Raw genomic sequence first — 26,841 nt, forward strand, 5'->3', positions numbered from 1 at the left:
ACAGTGACGGGGGCAGGGTTCCATAGTCATCCCCCCCTATCTCTAGTAGAATTGAGCTATGCAATGATTGAACAACGCAATAAGAGTGCCGGACGCATTTTATCTAGGAGACGTGAATGTCATACAGTGGCGAACAAGAAAGACAAGCACCTCATATGGCGTTAGTGCCGATGGTGGTTGAACAGACTGCGCGTGGGGAACGTTCTTACGATATCTATTCCCGTCTACTAAAAGAACGGATAATCTTTCTGACCGGTCAGGTGGAAGATTACATGGCGAATTTGGTTGTGGCACAGATGCTGTTTCTGGAAGCCGAAAACCCAGAAAAAGACATTTATCTGTACATTAACTCTCCAGGTGGCGTTATTACTGCTGGTATGTCTATTTACGACACCATGCAGTTTATCAAGCCGGATGTCAGCACGATCTGTATGGGACAGGCTTGTTCAATGGGCGCGTTCCTGTTGACTGCGGGTGCTAAAGGTAAACGTATTTGCTTACCTAACTCGCGCGTTATGATTCACCAGCCGTTGGGTGGTTTCCAGGGGCAGGCAACGGATATTGAAATCCATGCCAAAGAAATACTGAAAGTAAAAGCCAAAATGAATGAGCTGATGGCGAAACACACGGGGCAACCTCTTGAAGCGATAGAGAGAGACACAGAGCGCGATCGTTTCCTCTCTGCTAGCGAGGCAGTAGAATACGGTTTGGTAGACTCCGTATTCACTAACCGTGGGTAATAATTCGCCATATTAGCGGTCTGGTGTGGCTAAAAATCAGTGTTCGACCGATAGTCTGTTGTGCGGGGTTATTTTACGCGTATTGGCTATAAGTATCGGCGTTCGTTGTAGCGATATCGCTGTGGTTGGCCTGCGGGCAAAAGACGAAGAAGAGGTTTAACTCATGACAGATAAGCGCAAAGACGGTTCAGGAAAGTTACTGTACTGCTCTTTTTGCGGCAAGAGCCAGCATGAAGTGCGTAAGCTGATTGCCGGGCCGTCGGTGTATATCTGCGATGAATGTGTTGACTTGTGTAACGACATTATTCGCGAAGAAATTAAGGAAGTAGCGCCACATCGTGAGCGCAGTGCGTTGCCGACGCCACACGAAATTCGCCGCCACCTTGACGATTACGTCATTGGTCAAGAGCAGGCCAAGAAGGTGTTGGCTGTTGCGGTATATAACCACTATAAACGCTTGCGTAATGGTGACAGCAGCAACGGAATCGAGCTGGGTAAAAGTAACATCCTGCTGATCGGTCCGACAGGGAGCGGTAAAACGCTGTTGGCTGAAACCCTGGCGCGTTTCCTGGATGTTCCGTTCACCATGGCGGATGCTACCACGCTGACTGAAGCGGGTTATGTCGGTGAAGACGTTGAAAACATCATTCAGAAGCTGTTGCAGAAGTGTGATTACGATGTGCAGAAAGCGCAGCGTGGGATTGTCTATATCGATGAAATCGACAAGATTTCTCGTAAGTCAGACAACCCATCGATCACCCGTGATGTATCTGGTGAAGGCGTGCAACAGGCGCTGTTGAAGCTGATCGAAGGGACCATCGCAGCGGTGCCGCCGCAGGGTGGACGTAAGCATCCGCAGCAGGAGTTCTTGCAGGTTGATACCTCCAAGATCCTCTTCATCTGTGGTGGGGCGTTCGCGGGTCTGGACAAAGTGATCGAGCAGCGTACCGATACGGGACGCGGTATTGGTTTCAACGCGACAGTTAAAGGATCGGCTGAAAAAGCGACCGAAGGCGAACTGTTAAGTCATGTTGAACCGGGCGATTTGATCAAGTTTGGTTTGATTCCTGAGTTCATCGGACGTCTGCCGGTTGTCGCAACGCTGAGAGAATTGAGCGAAGACGCATTGATTCAGATTCTGCGTGAGCCGAAGAATGCACTGACCAAACAATATCAGGCGCTGTTCAATTTGGAAGGCGTTGAGCTGGAATTCCGTGATGAAGCGCTGACGGCGATTGCGAAAAAAGCGATGGTTCGTAAGACCGGCGCACGTGGTTTGCGTTCCATTGTTGAAGCCGCGCTGCTGGAGACGATGTACGATCTGCCATCGCTGGAAAGTGTGGATAAAGTTGTTATTGACGAATCCGTGATTGCTGGGCATTCAGAGCCATTATTAATCTATGGTAAGCATGAAACACAGCAGGCTTCCGGCGAATAATTAATCAATTAAGCCGTATCAAGAAATAAAAATGGGGGATTTTATCCCCCATTTGTTTTTTACACGCATGCTGGTCGTTGAATGTGAGACATTTATCCCCATATACTCAAATACCTATTTGATGAAACGGTGAAAACCGCGTTTCACGAGATTCCCATAACCTGGCGGAAACGAAACTAAGAGAGAGCTCTATGAACCCTGAGCGTTCCGAACGCATAGAAATCCCCGTATTGCCATTGCGCGATGTGGTGGTTTATCCGCACATGGTCATTCCGTTGTTTGTTGGTCGGGAGAAATCGATTCGGTGCCTTGAAGCAGCAATGGATCATGACAAGAAGATCATGCTGGTGGCACAGAAAGAAGCCTCAACGGATGAGCCAAGTATTAACGATCTTTTCTCGGTAGGGACAGTAGCCTCAATTCTTCAAATGCTGAAACTACCTGACGGCACGGTAAAAGTGCTGGTCGAGGGGTTACAGCGTGCGCGTATTACGACGCTCTCTGACAGCGGTGAGCATTTCGCTGCACACGCAGAATATCTTGATTCTCCGGCGATTGATGAGCGTGAGCAGGAAGTTCTCATGCGCACGGCGATCAATCAGTTTGAGGGATACATCAAGCTGAACAAGAAGATTCCGCCGGAAGTTCTGACCTCTCTGAACAGTATTGACGATGCCGCGCGCTTAGCCGACACCATTGCCGCGCACATGCCGTTGAAATTGACTGACAAGCAGTCTGTACTTGAAATGTTCGACATCACTGAACGCTTAGAGTACCTGATGGCGATGATGGAATCCGAAATCGACCTGTTGCAGGTAGAAAAACGGATCCGCGGCCGCGTTAAGAAGCAAATGGAAAAAAGCCAGCGTGAGTACTATCTGAATGAGCAAATGAAAGCCATTCAGAAAGAGCTGGGAGAGATGGATGATGCACCTGATGAACACGAAGCGTTAAAGCGTAAAATTGAAGCGGCGAAAATGCCGAAAGACGCGCGTGAAAAAGCCGAGGCTGAGTTACAAAAGCTGAGGATGATGTCGCCGATGTCGGCTGAAGCGACCGTGGTGCGCAGCTATATCGACTGGATGGTGCAGGTGCCATGGAATGCGCGTAGCAAAGTGAAGAAAGATTTGCTGAAAGCGCAGGAAATGCTGGATACCGACCACTACGGTCTGGATCGCGTGAAAGAACGTATCCTCGAATATCTCGCAGTACAGAGCCGTGTTAGCAAGATAAAAGGGCCGATTCTGTGTCTGGTTGGGCCTCCTGGCGTGGGTAAAACCTCACTCGGTCAGTCTATCGCTAAAGCGACTGGACGTCAGTATGTGCGCATGGCGTTGGGTGGTGTGCGTGACGAAGCCGAAATCCGTGGGCACCGCCGTACCTATATCGGTTCAATGCCGGGCAAGCTAATCCAGAAAATGGCGAAAGTCGGTGTAAAAAACCCACTATTCCTGCTGGATGAGATCGATAAAATGTCTTCCGACATGCGTGGCGATCCGGCTTCTGCCTTGCTGGAAGTACTCGACCCTGAGCAGAATGTCGCGTTTAACGATCACTATCTGGAAGTCGATTACGATCTGTCCGATGTGATGTTTGTTGCTACGTCTAACTCTATGAATATTCCGGCACCGTTGCTTGACCGTATGGAGGTTATTCGTCTTTCCGGCTATACCGAAGATGAAAAACTGAATATTGCCAAGCAGCACTTGCTGCCGAAACAGATTGAACGTAATGCGCTGAAAAAGGGCGAGCTGTCGGTAGAAGACAGTGCGATTGTTGGTATTATCCGTTATTACACGCGTGAAGCGGGCGTGCGTAGTCTGGAGCGTGAAATTTCCAAACTGTGCCGTAAAGCAGTAAAAACGCTGTTGATGGATAAATCCACTAAGCATATCCAGATTTCGGGCGATAACCTTAAAGATTTCCTTGGGGTACAGCGCTTTGACTATGGTCGCGCGGACGATGAAAATCGCGTAGGGCAGGTGACCGGACTGGCCTGGACGGAAGTTGGTGGTGATCTGCTGACGATTGAAACCGCCTGCGTACCGGGCAAGGGTAAACTGACCTATACCGGCTCGTTGGGTGAGGTCATGCAAGAGTCGATTCAGGCTGCGCTTACCGTGGTTCGTGCCAGAGCGGAAAAATTAGGCATCAATGCTGATTTTTACGAGAAGCGTGATATCCACGTTCACGTTCCTGAAGGTGCAACGCCAAAAGACGGGCCGAGTGCAGGTATCGCTATGTGTACTGCGCTGGTTTCCTGTCTGACCGGTAACCCAGTGCGTGCCGACGTGGCGATGACGGGAGAGATTACCCTGCGTGGTCTGGTGCTGCCGATCGGTGGTCTGAAAGAGAAACTACTGGCCGCACACCGTGGTGGTATCAAGACGGTATTGATTCCAGATGACAACAAGCGCGATCTGGAAGAGATTCCACAGAACGTGATTGCCGATCTGGAAATCCATCCGGTGAAGCGTATCGAGGAAGTGTTGGCGTTAGCGTTGCTGAATGCGCCTTCTGGCATCCAGGTGGTCTCGACCCCTAAAGCCAAAGCCAAGGCTAAGGCAAAATAGTGACCTGTCGCAAAAACCCTTGATAAAATCAGGGCTGGTGAGTGAAATCGTGCTTGCCAGCTTTTTTTTGTACCGCTAAGTTAGAGCACTGTTAGTTTTAGCCGTAACTGGCTAAGACATGACAGTATTGATTATAAATTACGTGTCGCGTCTTGGGACATTGAAGCGCGATAAGAGAATTCCAGAGGGGATGACAGAGTGAACAAGTCACAATTGATCGACAAAATTGCCGCAGATGCTGATATTTCCAAAGCGGCAGCAGGGCGTGTGTTAGATGCAATTATTGGTTCCGTTACCGAATCCCTGAAAGAAGGGGATGATGTTGCTTTGGTTGGCTTTGGTACTTTCTCAGTACGTGAACGTGCTGCTCGTACCGGTCGTAACCCGCAAACTGGTAAGGAAATCAGTATCCCTGCGGCAAAAGTACCAGGATTCCGTGCTGGTAAAACGCTGAAAGACGCCGTTAACTGATTATTACGTCACAGGTTTGGCTGATAACCACTTCGGGTTGCCAAACAATACCTGACGCAATGATATTGGTAGGGTAAGATACGGGGCGCATCATTTTATGATGTGCCTTTTATTTTATTAGGACTATACCCCAAATAATTCGAGTTTCAGGAAGGCGGCAAGGGAAGGAGTCCCGATGAGCTTACTCAGGTAAGTGGTTCGGGTGAGTGAACGCAGCCAACGTACATGCAACTTGAAGTATTACCGGTATATACATACCCGACACATTGCAGAACGTGGCGGGCAATAAGCTTAAGTGCGCCCTAGCCTTGTATTGGGCTATAGCAATCGCAAGGATGCATGGCTCCGGCCAGCGCAGGGAGTTTTATCCATTCTACAGCGGAGTGTTGTCACATTATGATGGACAATTTACGTACGGCTGCGAATAACGTCGTGCTCAAAATTATTCTTGCTTTGATCATCGCATCATTCGTTTTAACTGGCGTTGGTGATTATCTTATTGGTGGTTCAGGAGATTACGCTGCAAAGGTGAACGGGCAGGAAATTACCCGTGCTCAGCTTGAGCAGGCGGTACAAAACGAACGCAGTCGTCAACAGGAAACTCTGGGTGAGAATTTCTCTCTTCTGGCGAGCAATGACGGTTATATGCAGCAACTGCGTAGGCAGGCACTCTCCCAACTGATTGATGAAACCTTGCTGGATCAGTATGCCAACAAGCTGGGACTAAACATCAGTGATGCGCAAATCAAACAGGCGATCTTTGATGTTCCCGCGTTTCAGACAAACAACCGTTTTGATAATGAAAAGTATCTGGATCAGGTTCGTCGCCTTGGCGTAACGCCGGATATGTATGCTCAGATGCTGCGTAAGCAACTGACGTCACAACAGCTGATTCGCGGTTTTGGCAATACGGCGTTCCTGCTGCCGCAGGAGATCGATAATCTGGTGAAACTGGCTGCGCAGGATCGTGTTGTCCGTGTGGCAACCATTGATATCGCTGCCAAAGCGAAAGCTCAGACCGTTGCTGACGATGAAGTCCAGAGTTATTACGATCAAAACAAAGGGAATTTCATCGCACCGGAAGAATTCAAGGTCAGCTATATCACGCTGGATGCGGCAAGCATCATGGATAGTGTGAAAGTGGACGATAAAGCTATCAATGATTTCTACGAGCAGAATAAGAACGACTATTCTCAACCTGAGCGCAAAAAATTCAGTGTCATTCAGGTGAAGAATGAGGCTGAGGCCGCATCTGTTCTGGATTCGCTGAAGCAAGGTGGCGACTTCGCTGCTCTCGCGAAAGAAAAATCAACGGACATCATCTCGCGTCGCAACGGTGGCGATCTGGGATGGATGGACGAAAACAGCATGATTGATGAGCTTAAACAGGCAAAACTGACGGAGAAAGGTCAGGTTTCCGCAGCGATTAAATCATCTGTGGGTTATCTGATTGTGCGTCTGGACGATGTTCAGCCACAGCAGGTCAAACCGCTGAGCGAAGTGCGTGCCGAGATTGCTGAGAAAGTGAAGCACGAGAAAGCGCAGGATGGTTACTATGCGCTGCAACAAAAAATCAGCGAAGCAGCTAGCAATGACAATGAATCTCTTGCTTCAGCTGAAGAGGCTGCCAGTGTGAAAGCAGCGCAGACAGAGTGGTTTACGCGTGAGAAAGTTCCAGCTGTACTGAACTTCCAACCGGTAACGCAGGCTATCTTTAGCGGTGCGTTGCTGGGTGAGAACGGTGCTGCTGGCAACAACTCTGATGTTATTAACGTTGACGGTGACCGTGCTTTTGTTCTGCGCATCACTGAGCATAAGCCTGAAAGCACTCGCCCTCTGGATCAGGTTCGTACCGAGATCGTAGAGGCGTTGAAGCGTCAGAAGGCTGAACAGCAGGCTCGTGTGGACGCTGAAAAAATTCTGGCTGAGCTGAAGCAAGGCAAAGATGACGCACTTAAAGCTGCTGGGTTGAGCTTTGGGGAAGCAAAAACGATGTCTTCTATCTCTCAAGGTGATGCAACGGCTGAGGCGATTTTTGCGATGCCACATCCACAGAAAGATAAGCCGTCTTATGCGATTACGCAGGATCAGGCGGGCAACATCGTGCTGGCTGCGCTAGATAGCGTGACGCCACATCAGCTAAACGATGAGCAGAAAACACAGTTTGCCAGCCAGGTTCAGCAAGGTTCTCTGGGTGCGCTGTTTGATTCTCTGCTGTCCAGCTTGCGTAGTGAAGCGAAAATCAAGATGGGCAATGCGGCGCAAGAACAGCAATAAGCTCCGCAAAAATTTGCAAATCGTTGCAACAACTAAAGGCCGCTTTCGCGGCCTTTTCCACATTTAAATTCTGCTGTTTGCGGTGTTGATGGGTCTGCGGCAAGGTAGCCGTGCTGTCACACACAAGGAGGAAACAGCATGAAAAAATCAGGAATAAAAGCACTGTGCTTGATAATTGGAATGAGTTTGTCTGGGCTGCCATTACTGGTTCAGGCGGCATCTAAAGCCGCTGACAGTACTGTGACGGCGGTGAAGTCTGCGCCAGCAGATCAGAAGGCGGAAAAAGCAACGCTTCCTGATGGTGATGAGGATAAGGTAAGCATTAATACGGCGAACGCTGTTGATTTGGCTGAAATAATGAACGGTGTCGGCCTTAAAAAAGCGGAAGCGATCGTTAACTATCGCGAGCAAAATGGCCCTTTTACCCAGGTCGATCAATTAACTGAGGTCCCAGGAATTGGGGCTGCATTAGTTGAACGTAATCTCTCTCGTTTAAAACTGTGACGTTTTTAAAATTGTGACGTTGGTCGCAGCCCAGTCGAGCACTTCCTCGGGGCTGCGAACCTCTGCTAGGCTAATTATCAGGTCGTACCAGTTGCTGATTGTCACAGGAGCATTAGCGTTATGCAGACTTTCATTACCGTTCGTGGTTATCACATTGATGTTTATCAGCATGTTAATAACGCGCGCTATCTGGAGTTTCTGGAAGAGGCTCGTTGGCAATGGTTGGAAACGTTACCCGCTTTTGGCTGGATGCGTAGCAACAATATTGCTTTCGTGGTGGTGAACATCAATATTAACTATCGCAAACCTGCCGTTCTCGGTGATGTGCTGCGCGTTGATAGCGGATTACTGCAGATGAATACGAAAAGCGGCGTGATCAGTCAAAAGATAACCCGAGTGTCTGATGAAAGTGATGTGGCGGATGCTATGCTGACGTTTGTCTGCATTGATTTATTGACGCAAAAAGCGTTGCCGCTGGAAGGAGAACTGCTGGAACACTTAAACGCGATTCGCCGTTAACATGAAGCAGCATGCCGTTTCTGTACGAAGTGACATGCCGTTTTTACTTTGAGTGACATCTCTGCGAGTCGAAGTCTCAGCGTAACCCGACTTTCTGCTTCAGTGAAGCCATGACCGTCGCTGCGTCTTTTTGATATTGTGCGAGTCCGTTTGCGCGTAAATGGCAGGCGGCACACTGGCCACACCCATCACCCTTGATGCCGTTATAGCAGGTTAACGTGTGGTAACGAACCGTATCGAGCTGCTGATAATAGTCCGCTAGCGCCCAGGTTTCGGCCTTATTGAGCCACATCAGCGGAGTTTCAAAACGGATATCACGTGCAATACCTAAAACAATGGCCTGATTCAGAGCCTTTACGAACTCGTCGCGACAATCTGGGTAACCAGAAAAATCGGTCTCACACACGCCGGTAATGACGGCTTCTGCACCAACCTGATAGGCGTAGATAGAAGCGAGTGTCAGGAAAAGAATGTTTCTTCCCGGAACGAAGGTGTTGGGGATGCCTTGTGCATTGGCATCGTAATCAGGAACCGGGATGCTGTCGCGCGTTAAGCTGCTGGTGGCGAGTTCATTCAGTAAGCCGACGTCCAGAACCTTATGTGCCGCTGCGCCCAATTTCTGGCTGAGTTCTTGGGCGACTTCAATTTCCGCGCGGTGGCGTTGTCCATAATCGAAGGTGATGCAGTGGACGTCATCATAATCTTGCAGAGCCTGAATCAGGCAGGTTGTGGAATCTTGTCCACCGCTAAAAACGACAACAGCACGTTTCATTCTTCATTCACCTTAGCGTGATGTTAGCCGCAAAACGTCTGTAACGCAGTGCGGTGCAAAGTCGCTATGTTACCTGAAACCATGTTACCTGAAAAATAGCCCGTATTCAGCGTTGCGGCTGCGCGCTGAATACACCAGCCTCACGCCAGACTGGGTTCCGGTATGAGAAAGGACATCTCCGGGTTGTTCAGGGCGTTGAGGTAAGGGCTAATGTCGCCGATGTTTTTTTCTACCCAGCTACTGTTGTAGTAGGTGTCCAGATAGCGTTCGCCGCTGTCACATAACAGGGTCACAATCGCGCCTTTTTGGCCATGGTTAACCATTTCTTTGGCCAATTGCAGCATACCCCAAACATTCGTGCCAGTAGAGGCGCCTGCTTTGCGGCCTAATACGCTTTCCAGCCAGTACAGCGTTGCGATGCTGGCGGCATCCGGCACTTTGATCATGCTATCAATGACGCCTGGAATAAAAGAAGGCTCGGCACGCGGGCGGCCGATACCTTCTATCCGACTGCCGCATGGGCCAATGATGGAACGATCCTGTTTCTGATAGCAGTCGTAGAAGACCGAGTTTTCTGGATCGACGACGACCAGTTGCGTATCCAACCCCTGATAGCGAATGTAGCGACCGAGCGTTGCTGACGTGCCGCCCGTACCGGCACTCATCACAATGTAGTCCGGTACGGGATGGGGTTCACGTGCCATTTGACGGTAAATGCTGTCGGCAATATTGTTATTGCCACGCCAGTCGGTAGCGCGTTCCGCGTAGGTGAACTGGTCCATATAGTGGCCGTTCATCTCTTGCGCCAGCTGTTCGGATGCAGCATAGATTTGTCCCGCCTGCTCAACAAAATGACAGCGCCCGCCATAGAAAGCGATTTGCTCTATTTTTCTTTTTGCGGTGCAGGACGGCATGACGGCAATAAACGGTAAGCCAAGCAAGCGTGCAAAATAGGCTTCTGATACGGCGGTACTGCCAGATGACGCTTCGATAATTGGCGTACCTTCTTTAATCCAACCGTTGCACAGCCCGTAGAGAAACAAGGAGCGCGCCAGGCGATGCTTCAGGCTACCGCTGGGGTGTGTGCTTTCATCTTTGAGATAAAAATAGATACCGGGATAATCCGGCAGGGTCAGACGTATAAGATGCGTATCAGCCGAACGCTGAAAATCTGCTTCGATAGCGCTGATGGCATTTTTAACCCAGGCATTGGTCATCATGAAAACTCGGTTAGTTATTATGCGAATAGATTAACGAGTTTTTAGGATAAAAAAATTACCTTTTTATCTCTTAATATTCAGTTTAAGGGAAATATTTACTCTTTATTGATTTATATGGGGATGTTTTTACTATCGAGGTGCATGAAGTGTCGCTATTCTAAAAATCATGGGGCGGTGATGGTATTGCAGAAAAAGTCATTAAGGTCATCAGCTATACTGATGGCACCAACAATGCTATCCCACCCTTTTTTTGGTGGAAAGAATATTGCTTTTATCTCTTAATAGAGGATGGTTGGGAAAGTTTTTCTATCGAGCGGCTATGTTGGGTAAAATTATGCTGGATAAAATTGATCGTACACTGCTGAATATGTTGCAACAGGATTGCACGCTTTCGCTTCAGACGCTGGCTGATGCAGTTAATCTGACATCCACGCCGTGCTGGAAACGTCTGAAGCGTCTGGAAGAAGAGGGAATCATTCGGGCTCGGGTGGCGCTGCTGGATAATGAACGTCTCGGGTTAGGGCTAACTGCGTTTGTCTTACTGAAGACGCAACAGCACAATCGTGACTGGTATCAGACCTTCACTCGCGTGGTGTCCGACATGCCGGAAGTGCTGGCTTTTTATCGCATGGCGGGAGAATACGATTATCTGATGCAGGTTCAGGTCGCTGATATGAAAAGCTATGATGATTTCTATAAGCGGTTAGTGAATGGTATTCCCGGGCTGGTAGATGTAACATCTAGCTTTGCTATGGAACGAATCAAACATACCACGGCACTGCCTTTATCCCTGTGATTCATCGTCCATCCATCTTTTGTATAATCACTTTTCTGAGTCTGTCATGACCCGTCTGCCTATTGGAATGAAAACCGCGTGAGACTGTTTGCTCAACTGAGTTGGTATTTTCGTCGTGAATGGCGGCGTTATCTGGGTGCTGTCGCGCTATTGATTGCGATTGCCATTCTGCAATTACTCCCCCCAAAACTGGTCGGCGTTATTGTCGATGGAGTGACGCAACACGGCATGTCGATGGCCGAAATGATGCAGTGGATTGGCGTGATGCTGCTTACCGCCGTCATGGTGTATCTACTGCGCTACGTGTGGCGAGTATTCCTGTTTGGAGCGTCATACCAATTGGCGGTCGAGTTACGAGCAGATTTTTACCGTCAACTGAGTCGTCAACATCCTGCATTTTATCAACGCCACCGTACCGGCGATCTGATGGCACGCGCTACAAACGATGTCGATCGCGTGGTATTTGCCGCCGGAGAAGGCGTGCTGACGCTGGTCGATTCGATGGTGATGGGCTGTGCCGTACTGATTGTCATGTGCACGCAAATCAGCTGGGAACTGACCCTGTTGGCGCTGCTCCCAATGCCGGTCATGGCGATTTTCATCAAACGCTACGGTACCCAACTGCATAACCGCTTCAAATTCGCCCAGGCTGCGTTTTCTTCGCTTAACGATCAGGCGCAGGAAAGTTTGACCAGCATTCGGATGATTAAAGCCTTTGGGTTGGAAAACTACCAATCCGCGCGTTTCGCGCAGGTTGCGGCGGATGCCGGTGCTAAAAATATGCACGTTGCCCGAGTCGATGCCCGGTTCGATCCCACGATTTATATTGCCGTCGGACTGTCGAATTTGCTGGCGATTGGCGGTGGTAGTTGGATGGTGATTAACGGTTCAATAACGTTAGGGCTGTTGACGAGTTTTGTCATGTATCTGGGATTGATGATCTGGCCGATGCTGGCGCTGGCCTGGATGTTTAATATTGTTGAACGCGGTAGCGCGGCATATGGCCGCATTCGTCAGCTACTTGCGGAAGAGCTCGTGGTGAAAGACGGTGAGGAATCATTGCCTGCCAAGCGGGGTATATTGGAGGTGAATATCTCTGCATTTCGCTACCCAGATAATACTCGTGATGCTTTACAGCATGTTCAGTTTACGTTGGCACCGGGCAATATGCTGGGATTATGCGGGCCGACGGGATCGGGGAAAAGTACGTTGTTGGCGTTAATTTTGCGTCATTTTGATAGCCAATCGGGAGAAATTCGTTATCACGATCGTCCATTAGACGCTATTCGGTTGGATGAACTGCGCAACCGCTTTGCTGTCGTGGGACAAATGCCTTTTTTGTTTTCGGACACGGTGGCACAAAACATCGCACTGGGCCGGCCTGATGCCACACAACAAGAGATTGAACAGGCTGCGCGGCTTGCGAGTGTCCATGATGACATTCTACGTTTGCCTAAGGGTTACCAGACGGAGGTTGGCGAGCGCGGCGTGATGCTATCGGGCGGTCAAAAACAGCGAATTGCGATTGCGCGTGCGCTATTGCTTGATGCTGAAATTTTGGTGCTGGACGATGCGCTGTCTGCGGTTGATGGGCGAACGGAGCACCAGATTTTGCAGAATCTCAAAACATGGGGCGAAAAGCGGACGCTGATCATCAGCGCACATCGCCTGTCAGCCCTAACCGAAGCGAATGAAATCGTGGTGTTGCAGCAGGGACAAACAGCGCAGCGTGGCACACATAGAGCGTTGGCCGCAGAGCCCGGCTGGTATCGGGATATGTACCGTTATCAACAGCTGGAGGCGGCGCTGGATGATGTGCCGCAGTTGGAAGGAACGAAAAATGAATAGCCCTCAACAGTTTTGGCCAACCCTGAAGCGTCTGTTGGCCTATGGTTCTCCCTGGAGAAAACCGCTGATACAAGGCGTACTCATGCTGTGGGTTGCTGCTATCGCTGAAGTCTCTGGTCCCGTGCTGGTGAGCTATTTTATTGACGATCTGGTGGCAAAAGGTCAGTTTCCGCTGGCGATTGCGGCTGGCTTGGCAATGGTCTATATCCTGCTGCAAATTCTGGCGGCCTCGCTGCACTATTTCCAGACACTGTTGTTTAACCGGGTCGCAGTGGGTGTCGTTCAGCAACTGCGTATTGATGTGATGGATGCCGCTTTGCGTCAGCCGCTTAGCACATTTGATACACAGCCTGTTGGGCAGTTGATTTCACGCGTCACCAATGACACCGAGGTAGTGAAAGATCTGTATGTCATGGTGGTGTCAACGGTATTACGCAGTGCGGCGTTGGTTGGTGCGATGCTGGTGGCGATGTTCAGTCTGAACTGGCAGATGGCGCTCGTTGCGCTGATGATTTTCCCTGCGGTCGCGACGGTCATGGTGCTCTATCACCGCTTTAGTACGCCGACTGTGCGCAAGGTGCGAAGCTATCTGGCGGACATTAACGATGGTTTCAACGAAGTGATTAATGGCATGGGTGTCATCCAGCAATTTCGCCAGCAGGCACGCTTTGGCAAGAAGTTGGGTGCAGCCAGCCATGAGCATTATGAAGCCCGTATGAAGGCCTTGCGTCTGGAAGGTTTTCTGCTGCGGCCTCTGCTGAGCTTATTTGCCGCGATGGTACTGTGTGGTTTGTTGATCCAATTTGGTTTTAGCTCGATGGGGTCGGTTGGCGTTGGGGTTCTGTACGCGTTTATCAACTACCTTGGCCGCTTAAATGAACCACTGATTGAGCTGACCACCCAGCAATCCATGTTACAGCAGGCGGTCGTCGCCGGTGAACGTATCTTTGAACTGATGGATGGCAAAAAGCAGACCTACGGCAATGACGAGCGCCCCCTGAGTACCGGGCGCGTTGATATTGACGATGTCTCTTTTTCTTATGGTACAGAAACACGCGTGCTACAGAATATTTCCCTGACGATACCTGAGCGCGGTTTTGTCGCCTTAGTGGGGCATACCGGCAGTGGGAAAAGTACGCTAGCCAGCCTACTTATGGGGTATTACGTGCCAGATGAGGGTGAGATTCGGCTTGATGACCGGCCGCTGTCGACGCTCTCTCATACCGTTTTGCGCCAAAATGTGGCAATGGTTCAACAGGATCCCGTTGTCCTGGCGGAGTCGATGTTCGTGAATGTGACTTTGGGACGTGATATCAGCGAAGAGGCCGTCTGGCGTGTGCTGGAAGTGGTGCAGCTTGCTGAACTGGTTCGGGATTTTCCTGAAGGGTTGCATACGCGCATTGGTGAGCAAGGGAACAACTTGTCTACCGGACAAAAACAGCTGTTAGCGATTGCGCGGGTCTTGGTGCAAACGCCTAAAATCCTGATTCTCGATGAGGCTACTGCGAATATTGACTCTGGCACGGAGCAGGCGGTGCAAAAGGCGTTGCGCATCATCAGGGAACAGACGACCTTGATTATCATCGCCCATCGGCTTTCCACTATCGTTGAGGCCGACACGATTATGGTGCTCCATCATGGGCAAACCGTTGAGCGGGGAACGCACGAGCAACTGCTGCAACAGCAGGGCCGCTATTATCAAATGTATCAATTACAACTGGCCGGAGAGGATCTCGCTGCCATTAGCACGGAATCTTGCCCTGCATAACGCGATTATCTGTAATGCCACGGTCTGCACCGCCTCATATGGTGCAGACCAACAGTCTGCGTATAGCTTCGCACCATCAGCAAGCATTGTGATTCTGGTTTTTACTTGCCCTGCACTGAAAGTACTCTTACTGCACCAACTTAGTGCAATTATTGCCCCGGATTCTTGATTATTCCATTCCTATCGCGTTTGCTTTTTGCGCTTTTCTATCTCTAATCGCGTTCTCCTTCCTGATTTATGCCAGATAAATCATTTATGGCACACCGTTTGCTTTAATCATGACGTAGACCTACTTCATAGAGCACGTAATCGAACAAGTGGCGGGCGAAAGCCTGAACGTAATGGCTAGGGGGAAGATAAATGAAACTGGTTACTGTGGTGATAAAACCATTCAAGCTGGAAGATGTACGTGAAGCGTTATCTTCTGTTGGCATCCAGGGGCTAACCGTCACTGAGGTGAAAGGATTTGGTCGTCAGAAAGGGCACGCGGAGCTATACCGTGGCGCAGAATACAGCGTTAACTTTTTACCTAAGGTAAAAATTGATATCGCGATTGCAGACGACCAACTGGACGAAGTGATCGACGTCATCAGCAAAGCCGCGTACACCGGAAAAATTGGTGATGGCAAAATTTTTGTCGCCGAGTTGCAAAGGGTTATCCGTATTCGTACGGGTGAAACTGACGAAGCCGCACTTTAACAACACCTAGCGTAGATACGTAAATAGGGATGGATGAAAATGAAAAAACTACTCTCTTCATTAGGTCTCGGTGTGGCGGCATTACTCCCGTCCTGGGCAATGGCTGCGACACCGACAATTGATAAAGCGGATAACGCTTTTATTATGATTTGTACCGTGTTGGTACTTTTTATGACTATACCAGGCATCGCACTGTTTTATGGCGGCCTGATCCGTTCGAAGAACGTACTGTCCATGATGACGCAGGTGAGTGTAACGTTCGCGATGGTCTGTATCTTGTGGGTGGTTTACGGATATAGCCTGGCCTTCAGTGAAGGTAACGCCTTCTTCGGTGGTTTCAGTACGTTTATGCTGAAAGGCATCGGGATTGAGTCCATCAGCGGTACCTACTATCAGTTTGTGCATGTGGCTTATCAGGCTTCCTTCGCCTGTATCACCGTTGCGTTGATTGTCGGGGCGATCGCTGAGCGTATTCGTTTCTCTGCGGTGCTGATTTTTGTTGGGCTGTGGCTGACGTTCTCCTACCTGCCGATGACGCACATGGTATGGGGCGGTGGCTATCTGGCTATGGATGGCGCGTTAGACTTTGCTGGCGGTACGGTCGTTCACATCAACGCCGCGGTTGCTGGGTTGGTTGGTGCTTACCTGCTGGGCAAACGTGCTGGCTTTGGTAAAGAAGCCTTCAAACCGCATAACCTGCCGATGGTGTTTATTGGTACGGCGATTCTGTATATCGGCTGGTTTGGTTTCAATGCGGGGTCTGCGGGTGCTGCTAACGGTGTCGCCGCTCTGGCTTTCCTGAACACTGTTGTTGCGACTGCTGCTGCGATTCTGGCATGGGTTGGTGGTGAGTGGTTGGTACGCGGTAAACCTTCTCTGCTGGGCGCGTGCTCTGGCTGTATCGCAGGTCTGGTGGCAATTACCCCAGCAGCGGGTACGGTTGGCGTGGGTGGCGCCTTGATCATCGGTCTGGCTGGTGGTGTTGCGGGCCTGTGGGGCGTAACAGTACTGAAAAGATGGCTGCGTGTGGATGACCCGTGTGATGTGTTCGGTGTTCACGGCGTGTGCGGTATCGTTGGTTGTATCTTGACGGGGGTATTCACGTCGGCATCGCTGGGTGGAACAGGCTATGCTGAAGGTGTGACAATGGCGCACCAGGTTTGGGTACAGCTGTTCAGCGTGATTGTTTGTCTGGTGTGGTCTGGCGTGGTGGCATTTGTCGCCTTCAAGGTTGCGGATATGATCGTTGGTCTGCGTGTACCTGAAGAGCAAGAGCGCGAAGGTCTGGACGTTAACAGCCATGGCGAGAGCGCTTACAACCAATAAGTAAGACCGTTCAGATACAGTGAACAGGCGTGGAGGAAACTCCACGCCTGTTTTGTTTTACGGCTAACGTTGTTTAAATTGCGTTGTTGCAGCGATGTAATTCTTTTGTCAGCAGATTTACTGCTGGCGGCGACGCATGACTCCTTCCTGCACGCTAGATGCAACCAGCACACCTTCTCGGGTATAGAATTGTCCGCGTACGAAGCCACGGGCGCCGGATGCGGATGTGCTTTCCACGGTATATAACAGCCAGTCGTCTAGCCGGAAATCACGGTGGAACCACATCGAGTGATCGATCGTGGCGACCTGCATACCCGGTTCCAAAAAGCCAACGCCATGAGGCTGCAAGGCCGTGAGTAGGAAGTTGCAGTCAGACGTATAGCCAAGCAGATATTGGTGGATATGCTTGTCGTCCGGCAGCGGGCTGCTGGCACGGCACCAAACGTGTCGTATTGGCTCGTCCACTTCGCCCTTTAGCGGGTTATGGAATTTAACCGGGCGCATCTCAATCGGGCTGGCCTGAATAAATTTATCGCGAAAGCGGGGCGGCAGAAGATGCTGCATGTCTTGTGCGATTTCCTGCTCAGATTTCAGCACCTCTGGCGGTGCGACGTCTGGCATCACATTTTGGTGCTCAAACCCTTCCTCATGACTTTGAAATGAGGCAGTCATATAAAAAATGGGGCGACCATTTTGGATGGCACTAACGCGGCGAGCGCTGAAACTGTTGCCATCGCGCAGGTTTTCAACGTCATAAATAATCGGTTTTTGACTATCGCCGGGTAACAAAAAGTAGCTATGAAAAGAGTGAATGTTGCGCTCGGCAGGAACGGTCTGCTTAGCGGCCGACATGGCTTGGCCGACAACTTGCCCACCAAATACCTGGCGCAGCCCCAAATCATCGCTTTGTCCGCGAAATAGCCCTTCTTCGAGTTTCTCTAAACGCAGGAGGTCGAGAAGGGGTTGTAGTGATTCACTCATGGTATCGGCCTCAATGGATGCGAATGGATAATTATCTATTTGTTTTTTAAGGTGTAAAATATCTATTTGTGGATTTTAATTATACTGAATGTGCGGTTTTCAGGAAAATATCAGAATTTTGCACCATCATTATTGTGTTTATTGAATCATACTATTTATGAGTGCCGGTCTTCGATGCCGGTAGTCTGACAATAATAAAGGAGACTGACCGAATGAAATTATGGCATATCTTAGGCGGTATCACGTTATCGATGACTCTGGCTGCATGTGCACAGAGGGGGGATTATGGCGTTTCTCCTCAGACTGGTGCACCTGTCACCAGTGTTTCCTCCCAGCGTCCGGCTGTCGCAATGCCAGCGGTAACGGGTACGGTTAATATTCGTCAGCGCATTGCGCTACCTCACAACGCGGTTTTGACCGTTACGGTGTCTGATGCATCGCTGGCAGATGCGCCTTCAAAAGTGATTGCTCAACGCGTGACGCGTACGGAAGGAAAGCAGGCTCCTTTCCAATTCGAGTTGCCGTATAACCCGGCTGATATTCAGCCCAACGCGCGTATCTTACTCAGCGCAGCGGTTGCGATCGATAATCGTATCGTAATGGTGACGGAGAACGTCTTACCGGTCATTAGCAACGGGGTAAATAACGCCGATTTGGTGTTGGTGCCTGTCGCTTCTGTTCCTTTACCAGCGAAAAATCAGGAATCAATGATATCTAACCCGACGAATCAGACCCCTCATATGCTTCAGGGACAGCCTGCATCGTCATCTATGGCTCCGCAGCCAGTTTGGTAATTCATCTGGATACGCGCCGTTATGGCGCGTATTGCCAGCGATATTTAGCAAGATCAATCTTTCCCTGCCGATTGAAAATGATGCCTTCCGCCTGTAGTGCAGACTTCTGGCGTACATAATCTCCACCAACCAGCGATATTTCTCCTTTACGATTGATTACCCGATGCCAGGGGAGTTTGCTGTCTTTCGGCAGGCGTTTTAACACCCCACCGACCTGCCTCGATGCTCTGGGGGAGTCGGCAAGCTGCGCGATGTCGCCATAGGTCGCTATTTTCCCATAGGGAATCGCCGCGACAATTTGAAAAACGCGTTGGCGGAAATTATCGTTTTTTTCTGACATCCGCGGATGTTCCTGCTGTTTCTAAACCGATTGAACATCATAGTGGCATAGTGAAGTGAGTAAGAAAACAACGGTTAGTATGGGTTAGCTTGCAATTGCCTATCTCATCGCCGATAATGCCCACCGCTTTGTGACACGCTGTAGTTATCATGCAAACTGTTATGAAGTCGTCAATGGAGGCCCTGTCGGTTCTCCCGCAACACTATCCTGTGGACTCGGTCAGATCCGGAAGGAAGCAGCCGCAGCAGGAGACGTGTGTGCCGGGATGTAGCTGGCGGGGCCTCCACCAATTTAGCGCCTGTATAACCGCTCCATCGTCAGAGCGAGCTTTGTTTTCTTCCCATAGATCCAATCGTCAGCCATATACCCCAAATCTCTAGCCATACATACGCTTTGAGCCACCATTCTTGGCTCGATTGATGTCATTTTCCGTTCTCAGCTTTTCGGAAAGATTACCCGTGCATCTTTGCTTAGAGAGTAATAATCGCGGTAATTATTACATCCTCTGTTTTCATCACAGGATATACTATTAGTGATGTTATCGATGCGATTGTTATAAATGATAAGTGGTGGGGGAATAAGCGTGAAGTGAGGGAGGACTTTCATTTTTACTTAATATTAAAAATACAATTTGTTACAAGTCTTACTTAATTAATGCGTTAAAAAGATAATAAAAACAAAGGCCGATAATATTATCGGCGCAGTGTATTTAATGTCAGTTTTTGTATGCGTGCCGTCAGAAATTAACGTACGTAGCGCCATACTGCGGTAGGGATTTTGTCGTAGAGTTTGTTCATTGTCAGTTCAGCCAGGCGATGATCGGCTGCTGAAAAGAACATCTCCAGTTCATCATTGGAGAGCTCATACTTGTTTTTTTCAATAACACGTTCGAGTGTGTCAATGGTTGTGCATTTACGCAAACGCATCAAATAGTCGATTTTTTTCATAATGGCCTATGCAAACAGTACCTGGTGGTTAAAAAATATAAATAAATTATTGCTTAAGTTTTAGCAGGCGTACAGATGTTCTCCCCTGAGAACATTCCGAATAATTTTGCTTTGGATTTCTGCCAGCGTCGTAGTTCAGCATCATTAATGCCATAGTTGCTAAACAAGACGTAAGTATCATCCAAATACTTTTCAACCTGCTCTGAAAGCTCACTTTCGTTAGGGTATTTTATTTTAAATGTGAGAATAAACGTAGCGATATGCTCAATAAGTTCATTTAATTGGAGATTGATCGCAGATGTTGGATCATTGACCCAGCCGTGACTGCTATCGCCTAACGTTGCTATGCTTTCGTCACACAGATTCTCACATAAGAATCTGAGTTGGGCAATATCATAATGTTTCGGTGTGTACTCATCCATATCAATCCCTCCGTTAAGCCGTTATTCAGTGTTACTGCGGTTAACACCTGGTAAACAGGTAGACTGATGAAGCTTGCAAGATAAAGACATTAGCATTCTTTCGTATTCATGCTGTTACAGGCAATGCATTGAGCCATTGTGATTTGTTCAGCAATGAATGAAACAACTGAGATTTTCTTACCTCCTAGTATCTACTATGTCGCGAAATAGGGTTGGCGTAAATACCAACATATCATGACTTAACCTTAAGTATAGCTCTACCATGTTGGTTACGATTACGTCATTCTATATATGACTATAGCAAAAGCGTTGGTAAAATTCGCGGATAATAGATAAGGTTTTTATTGCTATTTATTTTGATTAAGCCTCAGGTTTTTTGTTGTTACTATGAGCATAGAATAAACTTGGCTGCGGATTATTTAATTATTTCTATCTGAAAATATGAGAAATGGCAGAAGTAACGCGAGGAGGTTTTTCAGTTCATAATGTGAGGGGAGGATCGTTATCTTATTGTTTCAGCTGTTTTTTCATAAAAATAATCCCGTACAGCCTTGTTAGCGTTATGACGTAGGCTGTATCGGGATGAGCTAGGGAAAGATTAACCTTTTTTCTTTTTTCCGCCTTGTACGGCCTTAAAGCGCGGATTGGATTTACATATAACGTAAACTCGCCCACGACGGCGGACCACAATACAATCTTTATGGCGATTTTTTGCTGAACGCAGCGAACTAAGAACCTGCATTTAATAACCCTCTCTGATTACTTGAAGAAGTTCCCGAAACGCTGATGGAAGCGTGCCGTGCTGCCTTCTTTGGAATATTCTTTTTGCTTCCCGGTGTAATAGGGATGCGATGCCGAAGAAACTTCGATGATGACGTAAGGGTAGTGGGTACCCTCAAGCTCAATGGTTCGATCGGTTTTAATGGTTGACCCAGTCCTGTAATAGACATCCGCGCTGGTATCATGAAATACCACTGTGCGATAGTCAGGGTGAATACCCGCTTTCATAGCTACCTCAATTGTTATGTTATAACATATCTTTCATGTTGCGCTTTTTTAGCATACGGATCAACCATTATGTTGTTGTGAGGTGAGTATTCTCTAAATTGCTGTAGATACGGATAAGATGAGAAAACAGTACGGTTACCTGGGAAGTGAGGATAGGGGCGTAAAAAAGGCCGCTAGGCGGCCTTTTAGAGGATATATAGGTAGGTTAGTGAGCTGTTGTATCGTCCACTTTCTTGCTGAAACGACGGCGGACAACAACGAAGAACACCGGAACGAAGAAGATAGCCAGCACGGTTGCCGTAATCATCCCGCCCATTACGCCAGTACCAACGGCGTTCTGTGCACCGGAACCCGCACCACTACTAATTACCAGCGGCATTACACCGAGGATAAAGGCCAGTGATGTCATCAGGATTGGACGCAAACGCATACGAACAGCATCCAGCGTTGCTTCAATCAGTCCTTTCCCTTCTTTTTCCATCAGATCTTTAGCAAATTCGACGATCAATATGGCGTTCTTCGCCGATAGCCCTATGGTTGTTAGCAGGCCCACCTTAAAGTAAACGTCATTTTCAAGACCCGTCATATTCGCTGCAATCAATGCACCGATGATCCCCAATGGAACAACCAGCATGACGGAGAACGGAATTGACCAGCTCTCATAAAGCGCCGCCAGACACAGGAACACGACAATCAATGAAATGGCATAGATTGCAGGAGCCTGGTTGCCTGATAACCGCTCTTGATAGGACATTCCCGTCCATTGGTAGCCGATACCTTGCGGTAATTTGGTGACGAACTCTTCCATCAACGCCATGGCGTCACCGGAACTCTTACCTGGAGCCGCTTCGCCCTGTATTTGCATGGATGGCTGGCCGTTATAACGCTCCAGACGCGGTGAACCGTATTCCCAGTGACTCTGCGTGAAGGCGGAGAATGGCACCATCTGTCCGTTACTACCGCGGATGTACCAGTTTTTGATGTCATCTGGCAGCATACGGAAAGGCGCGTCGGCCTGAACGTAAACTTTCTTCACGCGACCGCGATCGATAAAGTCATTCACATAAGAACCACCCAGCGTTGTTGCCAACGTTGAGCTGATATCTGACAGTGACACGCCAAGCGCTTGTGCTTTTTCCTGATCGATATCAAGACGGAATTGCGGTGTATCTTCCATCCCGTTCGGACGAACTTGCACCAGCGTATCAGGGCGTTGTGCTGCCATGCCCAGTAACTGATTACGTGCTTCCGTCAGTTTTGCGTGCCCAAGGTTAGCTTGGTCAATCAACTGGAAGTCGAAACCTGTTGCAGTACCCAGTTCGATAATCGCAGGAAGGTTGACTGCGAAAACCATAGCTTCTTTATACTGGCTAAAGGCCGCGTTTGCTCGGCCTGCAATCGCCATAACTTTATTTTCTGCGCCGCTTCGTTCACTCCAGTCATTCAAGCTGGCGAAAGCCAAACCGGCATTCTGCCCACGACCAGAGAACCCGAAGCCCGTCACGGTAAACACAGACTTAACGTTACCTTTCTCATTGTCGAGATAGTATTGCGTCATTCTGTCCATGATTTTCTGGGTGTTTTCCTGCGTTGCACCTGAAGGTAACTGAACAATGTTCAGGAGAACCCCCTGGTCTTCGTCCGGCAGGAAAGACGTTGGCAAACGTAAGAACAACAGTGCCAGACCCACAACTATCAACAGATAGATGACCAGATAACGGCCAGTGCTGCGCAGGATATTCGCCACGCTGTCGGTGTAGTGCTGCGTGCTCTTCTCAAACAGCCGGTTGAACCAGCCGAAGAAGCCTTTTTTCTCACCATGATCGCCTTTGGCGATGGGTTTCAGCAGTGTTGCACAAAGTGCTGGTGTCAAAATCAACGCAACCAGAACCGACAGCACCATCGCCGAAACGATTGTGATGGAGAACTGGCGGTAGATTGCCCCTGTTGAACCACCGGTAAACGCCATCGGGACGAATACGGCGGACAGCACCAGTGCAATACCGACCAACGCGCCTTGGATCTGCTCCATGGATCGTTTGGTTGCTTCTTTAGGCGGCAGACCTTCTTCCGCCATTACTCGTTCCACGTTTTCCACGACGACGATGGCGTCATCCACCAGAAGCCCGATGGCGAGAACCATCGCGAACATCGTCAAGGTGTTTATGGAATAACCAAACGCGGAGAGGATAGCAAATGTCCCCAGCAAGACGACCGGCACCGCGATTGTTGGGATCAGCGTGGCACGGAAGTTCTGCAGGAACAGGTACATCACCAGGAATACCAGTACGATAGCTTCCACCAGCGTTTTCACTACTTCGTTGATCGAGATCTTAACGAAGGGCGTTGTATCGTACGGGTAAACGACTTTCAGGCCTGAAGGAAAGAACTCTTCCGCTTTGGTCAGTGCATCTTTTACTGCGTTTGCCGTATCCAGCGCGTTCGCACCTGTTGCCAATTTGATACCGATACCGGCAGCGGGTTTCCCATTGAAACGAGCTATAACGTCGTAGCCTTCTGCGCCCAACTCAACGCGTGCGACATCTTTAAGGCGAACCTGAGACCCATCGGCGTTGACCTTCAGCAGTATTTTAGAAAACTCCTCTGCTGAATTCAGACGGGTCTGCGCAATGATCGAGGCGTTCAACTGCTGGCCGGGAACCGGTGGAGCGCCCCCCAATTGTCCTGCGGCGATCTGGTTGTTTTGAACACGGATTGCTGCGCTGACGTCACCTGAAGTTAACTGATAGTTGTTCAGCTTGTTCGGATCTAGCCAGATACGCATGGCGTACTGGGAGCCAAATAGCTGCGCGTCGCCTACGCCGGATGTACGACTGATAGGGTCTTTAACGTTAGCGGCCACGTAGTCAGCGATATCTTCCTGTGACATTTTACCGTCTTCACTAATGAAGGCGGCAACCATAAGGAAGCTGCTACTTGATTTCTGAACGTTCACCCCTTGCTGCTGTACTTCCTGCGGCAGCAACGGCATGGCCAGTTGCAGCTTGTTCTGCACCTGAACCTGCGCGATGTCCGGATCGGTACTGGCCTCAAAGGTCAGCGTAATCTGGACCGTACCTGAGGAGTCACTGCTTGATGACATGTACATCAGGTTATCGATACCGTTCATATTCTGTTCGATAACCTGCGTAACAGAGTCTTGCAGTGTTGATGCATCGGCCCCAGGATAGTTTGCTGTTATTTCAATCGCGGGTGGCGCGATTGTTGGGTACTGGGCAATGGGTAATTTAACAATTGCCAGCAACCCCGTCAGCATCACCATGATGGCGAGTACCCATGCAAAAATGGGTCGATCTATAAAAAACTTAGCCATGAATTGTACCGGCTCCTGTTAGAACGTCTTAAGACTTCGCGGGTTCTGCTGACGCTTGCGGCGCCTGCTGATTTTCTGGAGCGACTTCTTTAGCTTTCACCTGCGCACCGGGTCTGATTTTTTGCAGACCAGTGAGGATAACGCGATCGCCCGCTTTCAAGCCTTCGGCAACCAACCATTTGTCACCGATTGCTTTACTGGTTTTAAGCGTGCGAGGTTCCACTTTATCGCCTTCCCCAACAACCATCGCTGTGGCCTGACCACGCGGATCGCGGGTTATACCTTGTTGAGGAACTAACAAAGCCGTTGGGTTAACACCGGAATCGAGGCGAGCTCGTACAAACATTCCGGGGAGCAGGTTATGCTGTGGGTTTGGGAAAATAGCGCGCAGCGTGATGGAGCCCGTGGTTTCATCTACCGTTACATCAGAGAATTCCAATGTACCCGCTTCGGTATATTCGGTACCGTTTTCCAACAGCAGGCGAACATTCGCTTTGCCTTCATTTTGTTTCAGCGTGCCGTTTTCCAGCTCTCTCTTCAGTTGCAGGAAATCATTACTGGACTGCGTGACATCCACATAGATTGGATCAAGCTGCTGTAAGGTCGTTAATGCCGTTGCTTGGCTGGTGCCCACCAATGCGCCTTCCGTTACCGTGGATTTACCCACGCGGCCTTCGATTGGTGCATTAACTTTGGTGTAAGCCAGATTGATTTGCGCAGTGTCAACCGTCGCTTTAGCAGCCTGAACCGCTGCATCAGCCTGACGAGAGGTGGCAACTGCCTGATCGTAATCCTGCTTGCTGACGTAGTTGGTGCCCAGCAGCGGTTTATAGCGGTTAACCGTCAGGCGGGCAATTTCTGCCTGAGCCTGTGCCTGAGCAAGTGAGCCTTTGGCGCTATTATAGTTTGCCTGATATGTCGCCGGATCGATCTGATACAGCGATGCACCAGCTTTAACGTCGGAACCTTCAACGAAGTTGCGTTTGAGGATAATACCGCCAACCTGTGGGCGAACCTCTGCAATACGGTAAGCACTTGTACGGCCCGGCAGCTCGGTCATAACATTCAGTGCTTCCGTTTTCAACGTAACAATACCCACTTCAGGCATCTGCTGCTGTGCGCCACCTTGCTGATTGTTGCCGTCATCACATCCCGCAAGCATTAAGCCGCCAGAAAGCATCAGAACTGCCGCCAGAGGCGTTAGCCCTCTGTTTTTGTTCATAGATAAACCTCAAGTGTCCGATTTGAAATTGACCAATGGATCACAAGCTTAAAAACCCATTGCTGCTATAGTCTTATGTTCATGCTATGTTACATACATACTTGAATGTATGTAAATCTCACTTTCCTTCAAATACAGCGATATGGCACGAAAAACCAAATTATCATGGCACGAAAAACCAAAAAACAGGCTCAGGAAACTCGGCAACAGATACTGGATACTGCGTTAAGAGTGTTCTCTGAGCATGGTGTGTCTGCGACTTCATTGTCTGATATTGCGACTGCTGCTGGTGTGACCCGCGGTGCTATTTATTGGCATTTTAAGAACAAAGCCGAAATTTTTGATGAAATCTGGGCTCTGGCAGAGTCAAAAATCAGTGAGTTTGAAATAGAGTATCAGACAAAATTCCCTGATAATCCACTCCGTGTGATGCGTGAATTATTGATTTATATGCTGCGTTTAACCGTTAGCGACACTCACTGGCGTTCCATTATGGAGATCGTTTTTCACAAATGTGAGTTTGTCGGTGAAATGCTGCAATCGTATAATGCACGAAAAGAGCTTTATCTTTCCTGCTATGTGGATATCGAAGAAAACCTGATTGAGTGCATTCGTATGGGGATGTTGCCGACGGACATTCATCCCCGTCGGGCAGCGATTGCGCTGCGTGCCTATTTCTCCGGTGTGATGGAGAACTGGTTATTTATGCCGGAAAGTTTCGATCTCGATCAGGAAGCCCCGGCGCTGGTAGATGCCTTTATCGACATGTTGCATTTTAGCCCTGCGCTGCGTAAACCTGCTGAGTAAGTAGTGGTTCATCCGCGTTAACACCTCTTACCTTT

24 protein-coding genes and 1 other RNA gene are annotated in these 26,841 nt (G+C 49.2%); 15 read left to right on the forward strand and 10 right to left on the reverse strand.

From position 1 onward, the window contains the following. The first annotated feature begins 116 nt into the window (after positions 1-116). The 7 genes from DCX48_19380 (at position 117) to DCX48_19410 (ending at position 8,522) form a co-directional block, all read left to right on the forward strand. Positions 117-740 (forward strand): ATP-dependent Clp protease proteolytic subunit, encoded by a 624-nt coding sequence (locus tag DCX48_19380; GenBank protein ID QXE16483.1) that lies wholly within the window; start codon positions 117-119, stop codon positions 738-740. Positions 741-903: 163 nt separating this feature from the next. Beyond that, positions 904-2,178 carry an ATP-dependent Clp protease ATP-binding subunit ClpX gene (locus tag DCX48_19385; protein ID QXE16484.1) on the forward strand — a complete coding sequence of 425 codons (1,275 nt, stop codon included), beginning with the start codon at positions 904-906 and terminating at the stop codon, positions 2,176-2,178. A gap of 191 nt (positions 2,179-2,369) precedes the next feature. Next, a complete protein-coding gene (locus tag DCX48_19390) occupies positions 2,370-4,751 on the forward strand; it encodes an endopeptidase La (GenBank protein ID QXE16485.1) in 2,382 nt (793 codons plus the stop codon). A 198-nt stretch (positions 4,752-4,949) separates the two neighbouring features. Then, a complete protein-coding gene (locus DCX48_19395; GenBank protein QXE16486.1) occupies positions 4,950-5,222 on the forward strand; it encodes a DNA-binding protein HU-beta in 273 nt (90 codons plus the stop codon). Positions 5,223-5,618: 396 nt separating this feature from the next. Then, positions 5,619-7,499: a peptidylprolyl isomerase gene (locus DCX48_19400; GenBank protein ID QXE16487.1), complete on the forward strand. Its 1,881-nt coding sequence runs from the start codon at positions 5,619-5,621 to the stop codon at positions 7,497-7,499. 138 nt (positions 7,500-7,637) lie between these two features. Further along, positions 7,638-8,003, forward strand: coding sequence for a competence protein ComEA (locus tag DCX48_19405; GenBank protein QXE16488.1), 366 nt, complete (start codon positions 7,638-7,640; stop codon positions 8,001-8,003). A 120-nt stretch (positions 8,004-8,123) separates the two neighbouring features. Then, positions 8,124-8,522, forward strand: coding sequence for a YbgC/FadM family acyl-CoA thioesterase (locus DCX48_19410; protein QXE16489.1), 399 nt, complete (start codon positions 8,124-8,126; stop codon positions 8,520-8,522). A 76-nt stretch (positions 8,523-8,598) separates the two neighbouring features. Here the strand turns inward: DCX48_19410 and queC are convergent, their stop codons facing one another. Next, on the reverse strand, positions 8,599-9,294 hold the full coding sequence (gene queC, locus DCX48_19415) for a 7-cyano-7-deazaguanine synthase QueC (GenBank protein QXE16490.1): 696 nt from the start codon (positions 9,292-9,294) through the stop codon (positions 8,599-8,601). Between the two features lie 140 nt (positions 9,295-9,434). Next, on the reverse strand, positions 9,435-10,511 hold the full coding sequence (locus DCX48_19420) for a PLP-dependent cysteine synthase family protein (GenBank protein ID QXE17316.1): 1,077 nt from the start codon (positions 10,509-10,511) through the stop codon (positions 9,435-9,437). Between the two features lie 337 nt (positions 10,512-10,848). Here DCX48_19420 and DCX48_19425 point away from each other — a divergent pair, with 337 nt between their 5' ends. The 5 genes from DCX48_19425 to amtB all read left to right on the forward strand — a co-directional run bounded on the left by DCX48_19425 (position 10,849) and on the right by amtB (position 16,951). Continuing rightward, a complete protein-coding gene (locus tag DCX48_19425) occupies positions 10,849-11,310 on the forward strand; it encodes an Lrp/AsnC family transcriptional regulator (GenBank protein QXE17317.1) in 462 nt (153 codons plus the stop codon). Between the two features lie 78 nt (positions 11,311-11,388). Then, complete coding sequence (locus DCX48_19430; protein QXE16491.1) at positions 11,389-13,158, forward strand: SmdA family multidrug ABC transporter permease/ATP-binding protein; 1,770 nt, start codon at positions 11,389-11,391, stop codon at positions 13,156-13,158. After that, positions 13,151-14,926, forward strand: coding sequence for a SmdB family multidrug efflux ABC transporter permease/ATP-binding protein (locus tag DCX48_19435; GenBank protein QXE16492.1), 1,776 nt, complete (start codon positions 13,151-13,153; stop codon positions 14,924-14,926). The genes DCX48_19430 and DCX48_19435 overlap by 8 nt, the downstream gene beginning before the upstream one ends. A gap of 360 nt (positions 14,927-15,286) precedes the next feature. Beyond that, positions 15,287-15,625 (forward strand): P-II family nitrogen regulator, encoded by a 339-nt coding sequence (glnK, locus tag DCX48_19440; protein ID QXE16493.1) that lies wholly within the window; start codon positions 15,287-15,289, stop codon positions 15,623-15,625. A 33-nt stretch (positions 15,626-15,658) separates the two neighbouring features. Then, entirely contained in the window at positions 15,659-16,951 is a 1,293-nt protein-coding gene (gene amtB, locus DCX48_19445) for an ammonium transporter AmtB (protein QXE16494.1), read from the forward strand. Between the two features lie 117 nt (positions 16,952-17,068). On the opposite strand, the gene DCX48_19450 is transcribed toward amtB, so the two are convergent. Continuing rightward, complete coding sequence (locus tag DCX48_19450) at positions 17,069-17,932, reverse strand: acyl-CoA thioesterase II (GenBank protein ID QXE16495.1); 864 nt, start codon at positions 17,930-17,932, stop codon at positions 17,069-17,071. Between the two features lie 212 nt (positions 17,933-18,144). On the opposite strand from DCX48_19450, the gene DCX48_19455 reads away from it, so the two are divergent. Beyond that, complete coding sequence (locus DCX48_19455) at positions 18,145-18,726, forward strand: hypothetical protein (GenBank protein QXE16496.1); 582 nt, start codon at positions 18,145-18,147, stop codon at positions 18,724-18,726. A gap of 19 nt (positions 18,727-18,745) precedes the next feature. Here DCX48_19455 and DCX48_19460 read toward each other — a convergent pair whose 3' ends face one another. Further along, the gene (locus DCX48_19460; protein QXE16497.1) at positions 18,746-19,066 is read right to left on the reverse strand and encodes an MGMT family protein; all 321 of its coding nucleotides are present in this window, start codon (positions 19,064-19,066) and stop codon (positions 18,746-18,748) included. Positions 19,067-19,249: 183 nt separating this feature from the next. Between DCX48_19460 and ffs the strand changes: the two genes are divergently transcribed. Beyond that, positions 19,250-19,346: signal recognition particle sRNA small type (gene ffs, locus DCX48_19465), an RNA gene on the forward strand. Between the two features lie 463 nt (positions 19,347-19,809). On the opposite strand, the gene hha is transcribed toward ffs, so the two are convergent. The 6 genes from hha to DCX48_19495 form a co-directional block, all read right to left on the reverse strand. Next, positions 19,810-20,013 (reverse strand): hemolysin expression modulator Hha, encoded by a 204-nt coding sequence (hha, locus tag DCX48_19470; GenBank protein ID QXE16498.1) that lies wholly within the window; start codon positions 20,011-20,013, stop codon positions 19,810-19,812. A 53-nt stretch (positions 20,014-20,066) separates the two neighbouring features. Beyond that, positions 20,067-20,435 carry an Hha toxicity modulator TomB gene (gene tomB / locus DCX48_19475; protein ID QXE16499.1) on the reverse strand — a complete coding sequence of 123 codons (369 nt, stop codon included), beginning with the start codon at positions 20,433-20,435 and terminating at the stop codon, positions 20,067-20,069. Between the two features lie 598 nt (positions 20,436-21,033). After that, positions 21,034-21,177: a 50S ribosomal protein L36 gene (locus tag DCX48_19480; protein QXE16500.1), complete on the reverse strand. Its 144-nt coding sequence runs from the start codon at positions 21,175-21,177 to the stop codon at positions 21,034-21,036. A 17-nt stretch (positions 21,178-21,194) separates the two neighbouring features. After that, positions 21,195-21,443, reverse strand: a complete 249-nt coding sequence (locus DCX48_19485; protein ID QXE16501.1) for a type B 50S ribosomal protein L31 — start codon at positions 21,441-21,443, stop codon at positions 21,195-21,197. 205 nt (positions 21,444-21,648) lie between these two features. Then, positions 21,649-24,777: a multidrug efflux RND transporter permease subunit gene (locus tag DCX48_19490; GenBank protein ID QXE16502.1), complete on the reverse strand. Its 3,129-nt coding sequence runs from the start codon at positions 24,775-24,777 to the stop codon at positions 21,649-21,651. Positions 24,778-24,805: 28 nt separating this feature from the next. Next, a complete protein-coding gene (locus DCX48_19495) occupies positions 24,806-25,999 on the reverse strand; it encodes an efflux RND transporter periplasmic adaptor subunit (protein QXE16503.1) in 1,194 nt (397 codons plus the stop codon). A gap of 165 nt (positions 26,000-26,164) precedes the next feature. Between DCX48_19495 and acrR the strand changes: the two genes are divergently transcribed. Next, on the forward strand, positions 26,165-26,806 hold the full coding sequence (acrR, locus tag DCX48_19500; protein ID QXE16504.1) for a DNA-binding transcriptional repressor AcrR: 642 nt from the start codon (positions 26,165-26,167) through the stop codon (positions 26,804-26,806). Positions 26,807-26,841 lie beyond the last annotated feature (35 nt).

This window comes from Pectobacterium atrosepticum, assembly GCA_019056595.1.
GTDB classification, from domain to species: Bacteria; Pseudomonadota; Gammaproteobacteria; order Enterobacterales; family Enterobacteriaceae; genus Pectobacterium; species Pectobacterium atrosepticum.

What these genes read in the sequence shown, in the direction of transcription:
- DCX48_19380 (QXE16483.1), top strand. Translation starts at nt 117, where the DNA reads ATGTCATACAGTGGCGAACAAGAAAGACAAGCACCTCATATGGCGTTA.
- DCX48_19385 (QXE16484.1), top strand. Translation starts at nt 904, where the DNA reads ATGACAGATAAGCGCAAAGACGGTTCAGGAAAGTTACTGTACTGCTCT.
- DCX48_19390 (QXE16485.1), top strand. Translation starts at nt 2,370, where the DNA reads ATGAACCCTGAGCGTTCCGAACGCATAGAAATCCCCGTATTGCCATTG.
- DCX48_19400 (QXE16487.1), top strand. Translation starts at nt 5,619, where the DNA reads ATGATGGACAATTTACGTACGGCTGCGAATAACGTCGTGCTCAAAATT.
- DCX48_19405 (QXE16488.1), top strand. Translation starts at nt 7,638, where the DNA reads ATGAAAAAATCAGGAATAAAAGCACTGTGCTTGATAATTGGAATGAGT.
- DCX48_19410 (QXE16489.1), top strand. Translation starts at nt 8,124, where the DNA reads ATGCAGACTTTCATTACCGTTCGTGGTTATCACATTGATGTTTATCAG.
- queC (QXE16490.1), bottom strand. Translation starts at nt 9,294, where the DNA reads ATGAAACGTGCTGTTGTCGTTTTTAGCGGTGGACAAGATTCCACAACC.
- DCX48_19420 (QXE17316.1), bottom strand. Translation starts at nt 10,511, where the DNA reads ATGACCAATGCCTGGGTTAAAAATGCCATCAGCGCTATCGAAGCAGAT.
- DCX48_19425 (QXE17317.1), top strand. Translation starts at nt 10,849, where the DNA reads ATGCTGGATAAAATTGATCGTACACTGCTGAATATGTTGCAACAGGAT.
- DCX48_19435 (QXE16492.1), top strand. Translation starts at nt 13,151, where the DNA reads ATGAATAGCCCTCAACAGTTTTGGCCAACCCTGAAGCGTCTGTTGGCC.
- glnK (QXE16493.1), top strand. Translation starts at nt 15,287, where the DNA reads ATGAAACTGGTTACTGTGGTGATAAAACCATTCAAGCTGGAAGATGTA.
- amtB (QXE16494.1), top strand. Translation starts at nt 15,659, where the DNA reads ATGAAAATGAAAAAACTACTCTCTTCATTAGGTCTCGGTGTGGCGGCA.
- DCX48_19450 (QXE16495.1), bottom strand. Translation starts at nt 17,932, where the DNA reads ATGAGTGAATCACTACAACCCCTTCTCGACCTCCTGCGTTTAGAGAAA.
- DCX48_19455 (QXE16496.1), top strand. Translation starts at nt 18,145, where the DNA reads ATGAAATTATGGCATATCTTAGGCGGTATCACGTTATCGATGACTCTG.
- DCX48_19460 (QXE16497.1), bottom strand. Translation starts at nt 19,066, where the DNA reads ATGTCAGAAAAAAACGATAATTTCCGCCAACGCGTTTTTCAAATTGTC.
- hha (QXE16498.1), bottom strand. Translation starts at nt 20,013, where the DNA reads ATGAAAAAAATCGACTATTTGATGCGTTTGCGTAAATGCACAACCATT.
- tomB (QXE16499.1), bottom strand. Translation starts at nt 20,435, where the DNA reads ATGGATGAGTACACACCGAAACATTATGATATTGCCCAACTCAGATTC.
- DCX48_19480 (QXE16500.1), bottom strand. Translation starts at nt 21,177, where the DNA reads ATGCAGGTTCTTAGTTCGCTGCGTTCAGCAAAAAATCGCCATAAAGAT.
- DCX48_19485 (QXE16501.1), bottom strand. Translation starts at nt 21,443, where the DNA reads ATGAAAGCGGGTATTCACCCTGACTATCGCACAGTGGTATTTCATGAT.
- DCX48_19490 (QXE16502.1), bottom strand. Translation starts at nt 24,777, where the DNA reads ATGGCTAAGTTTTTTATAGATCGACCCATTTTTGCATGGGTACTCGCC.
- DCX48_19495 (QXE16503.1), bottom strand. Translation starts at nt 25,999, where the DNA reads ATGAACAAAAACAGAGGGCTAACGCCTCTGGCGGCAGTTCTGATGCTT.
- acrR (QXE16504.1), top strand. Translation starts at nt 26,165, where the DNA reads ATGGCACGAAAAACCAAAAAACAGGCTCAGGAAACTCGGCAACAGATA.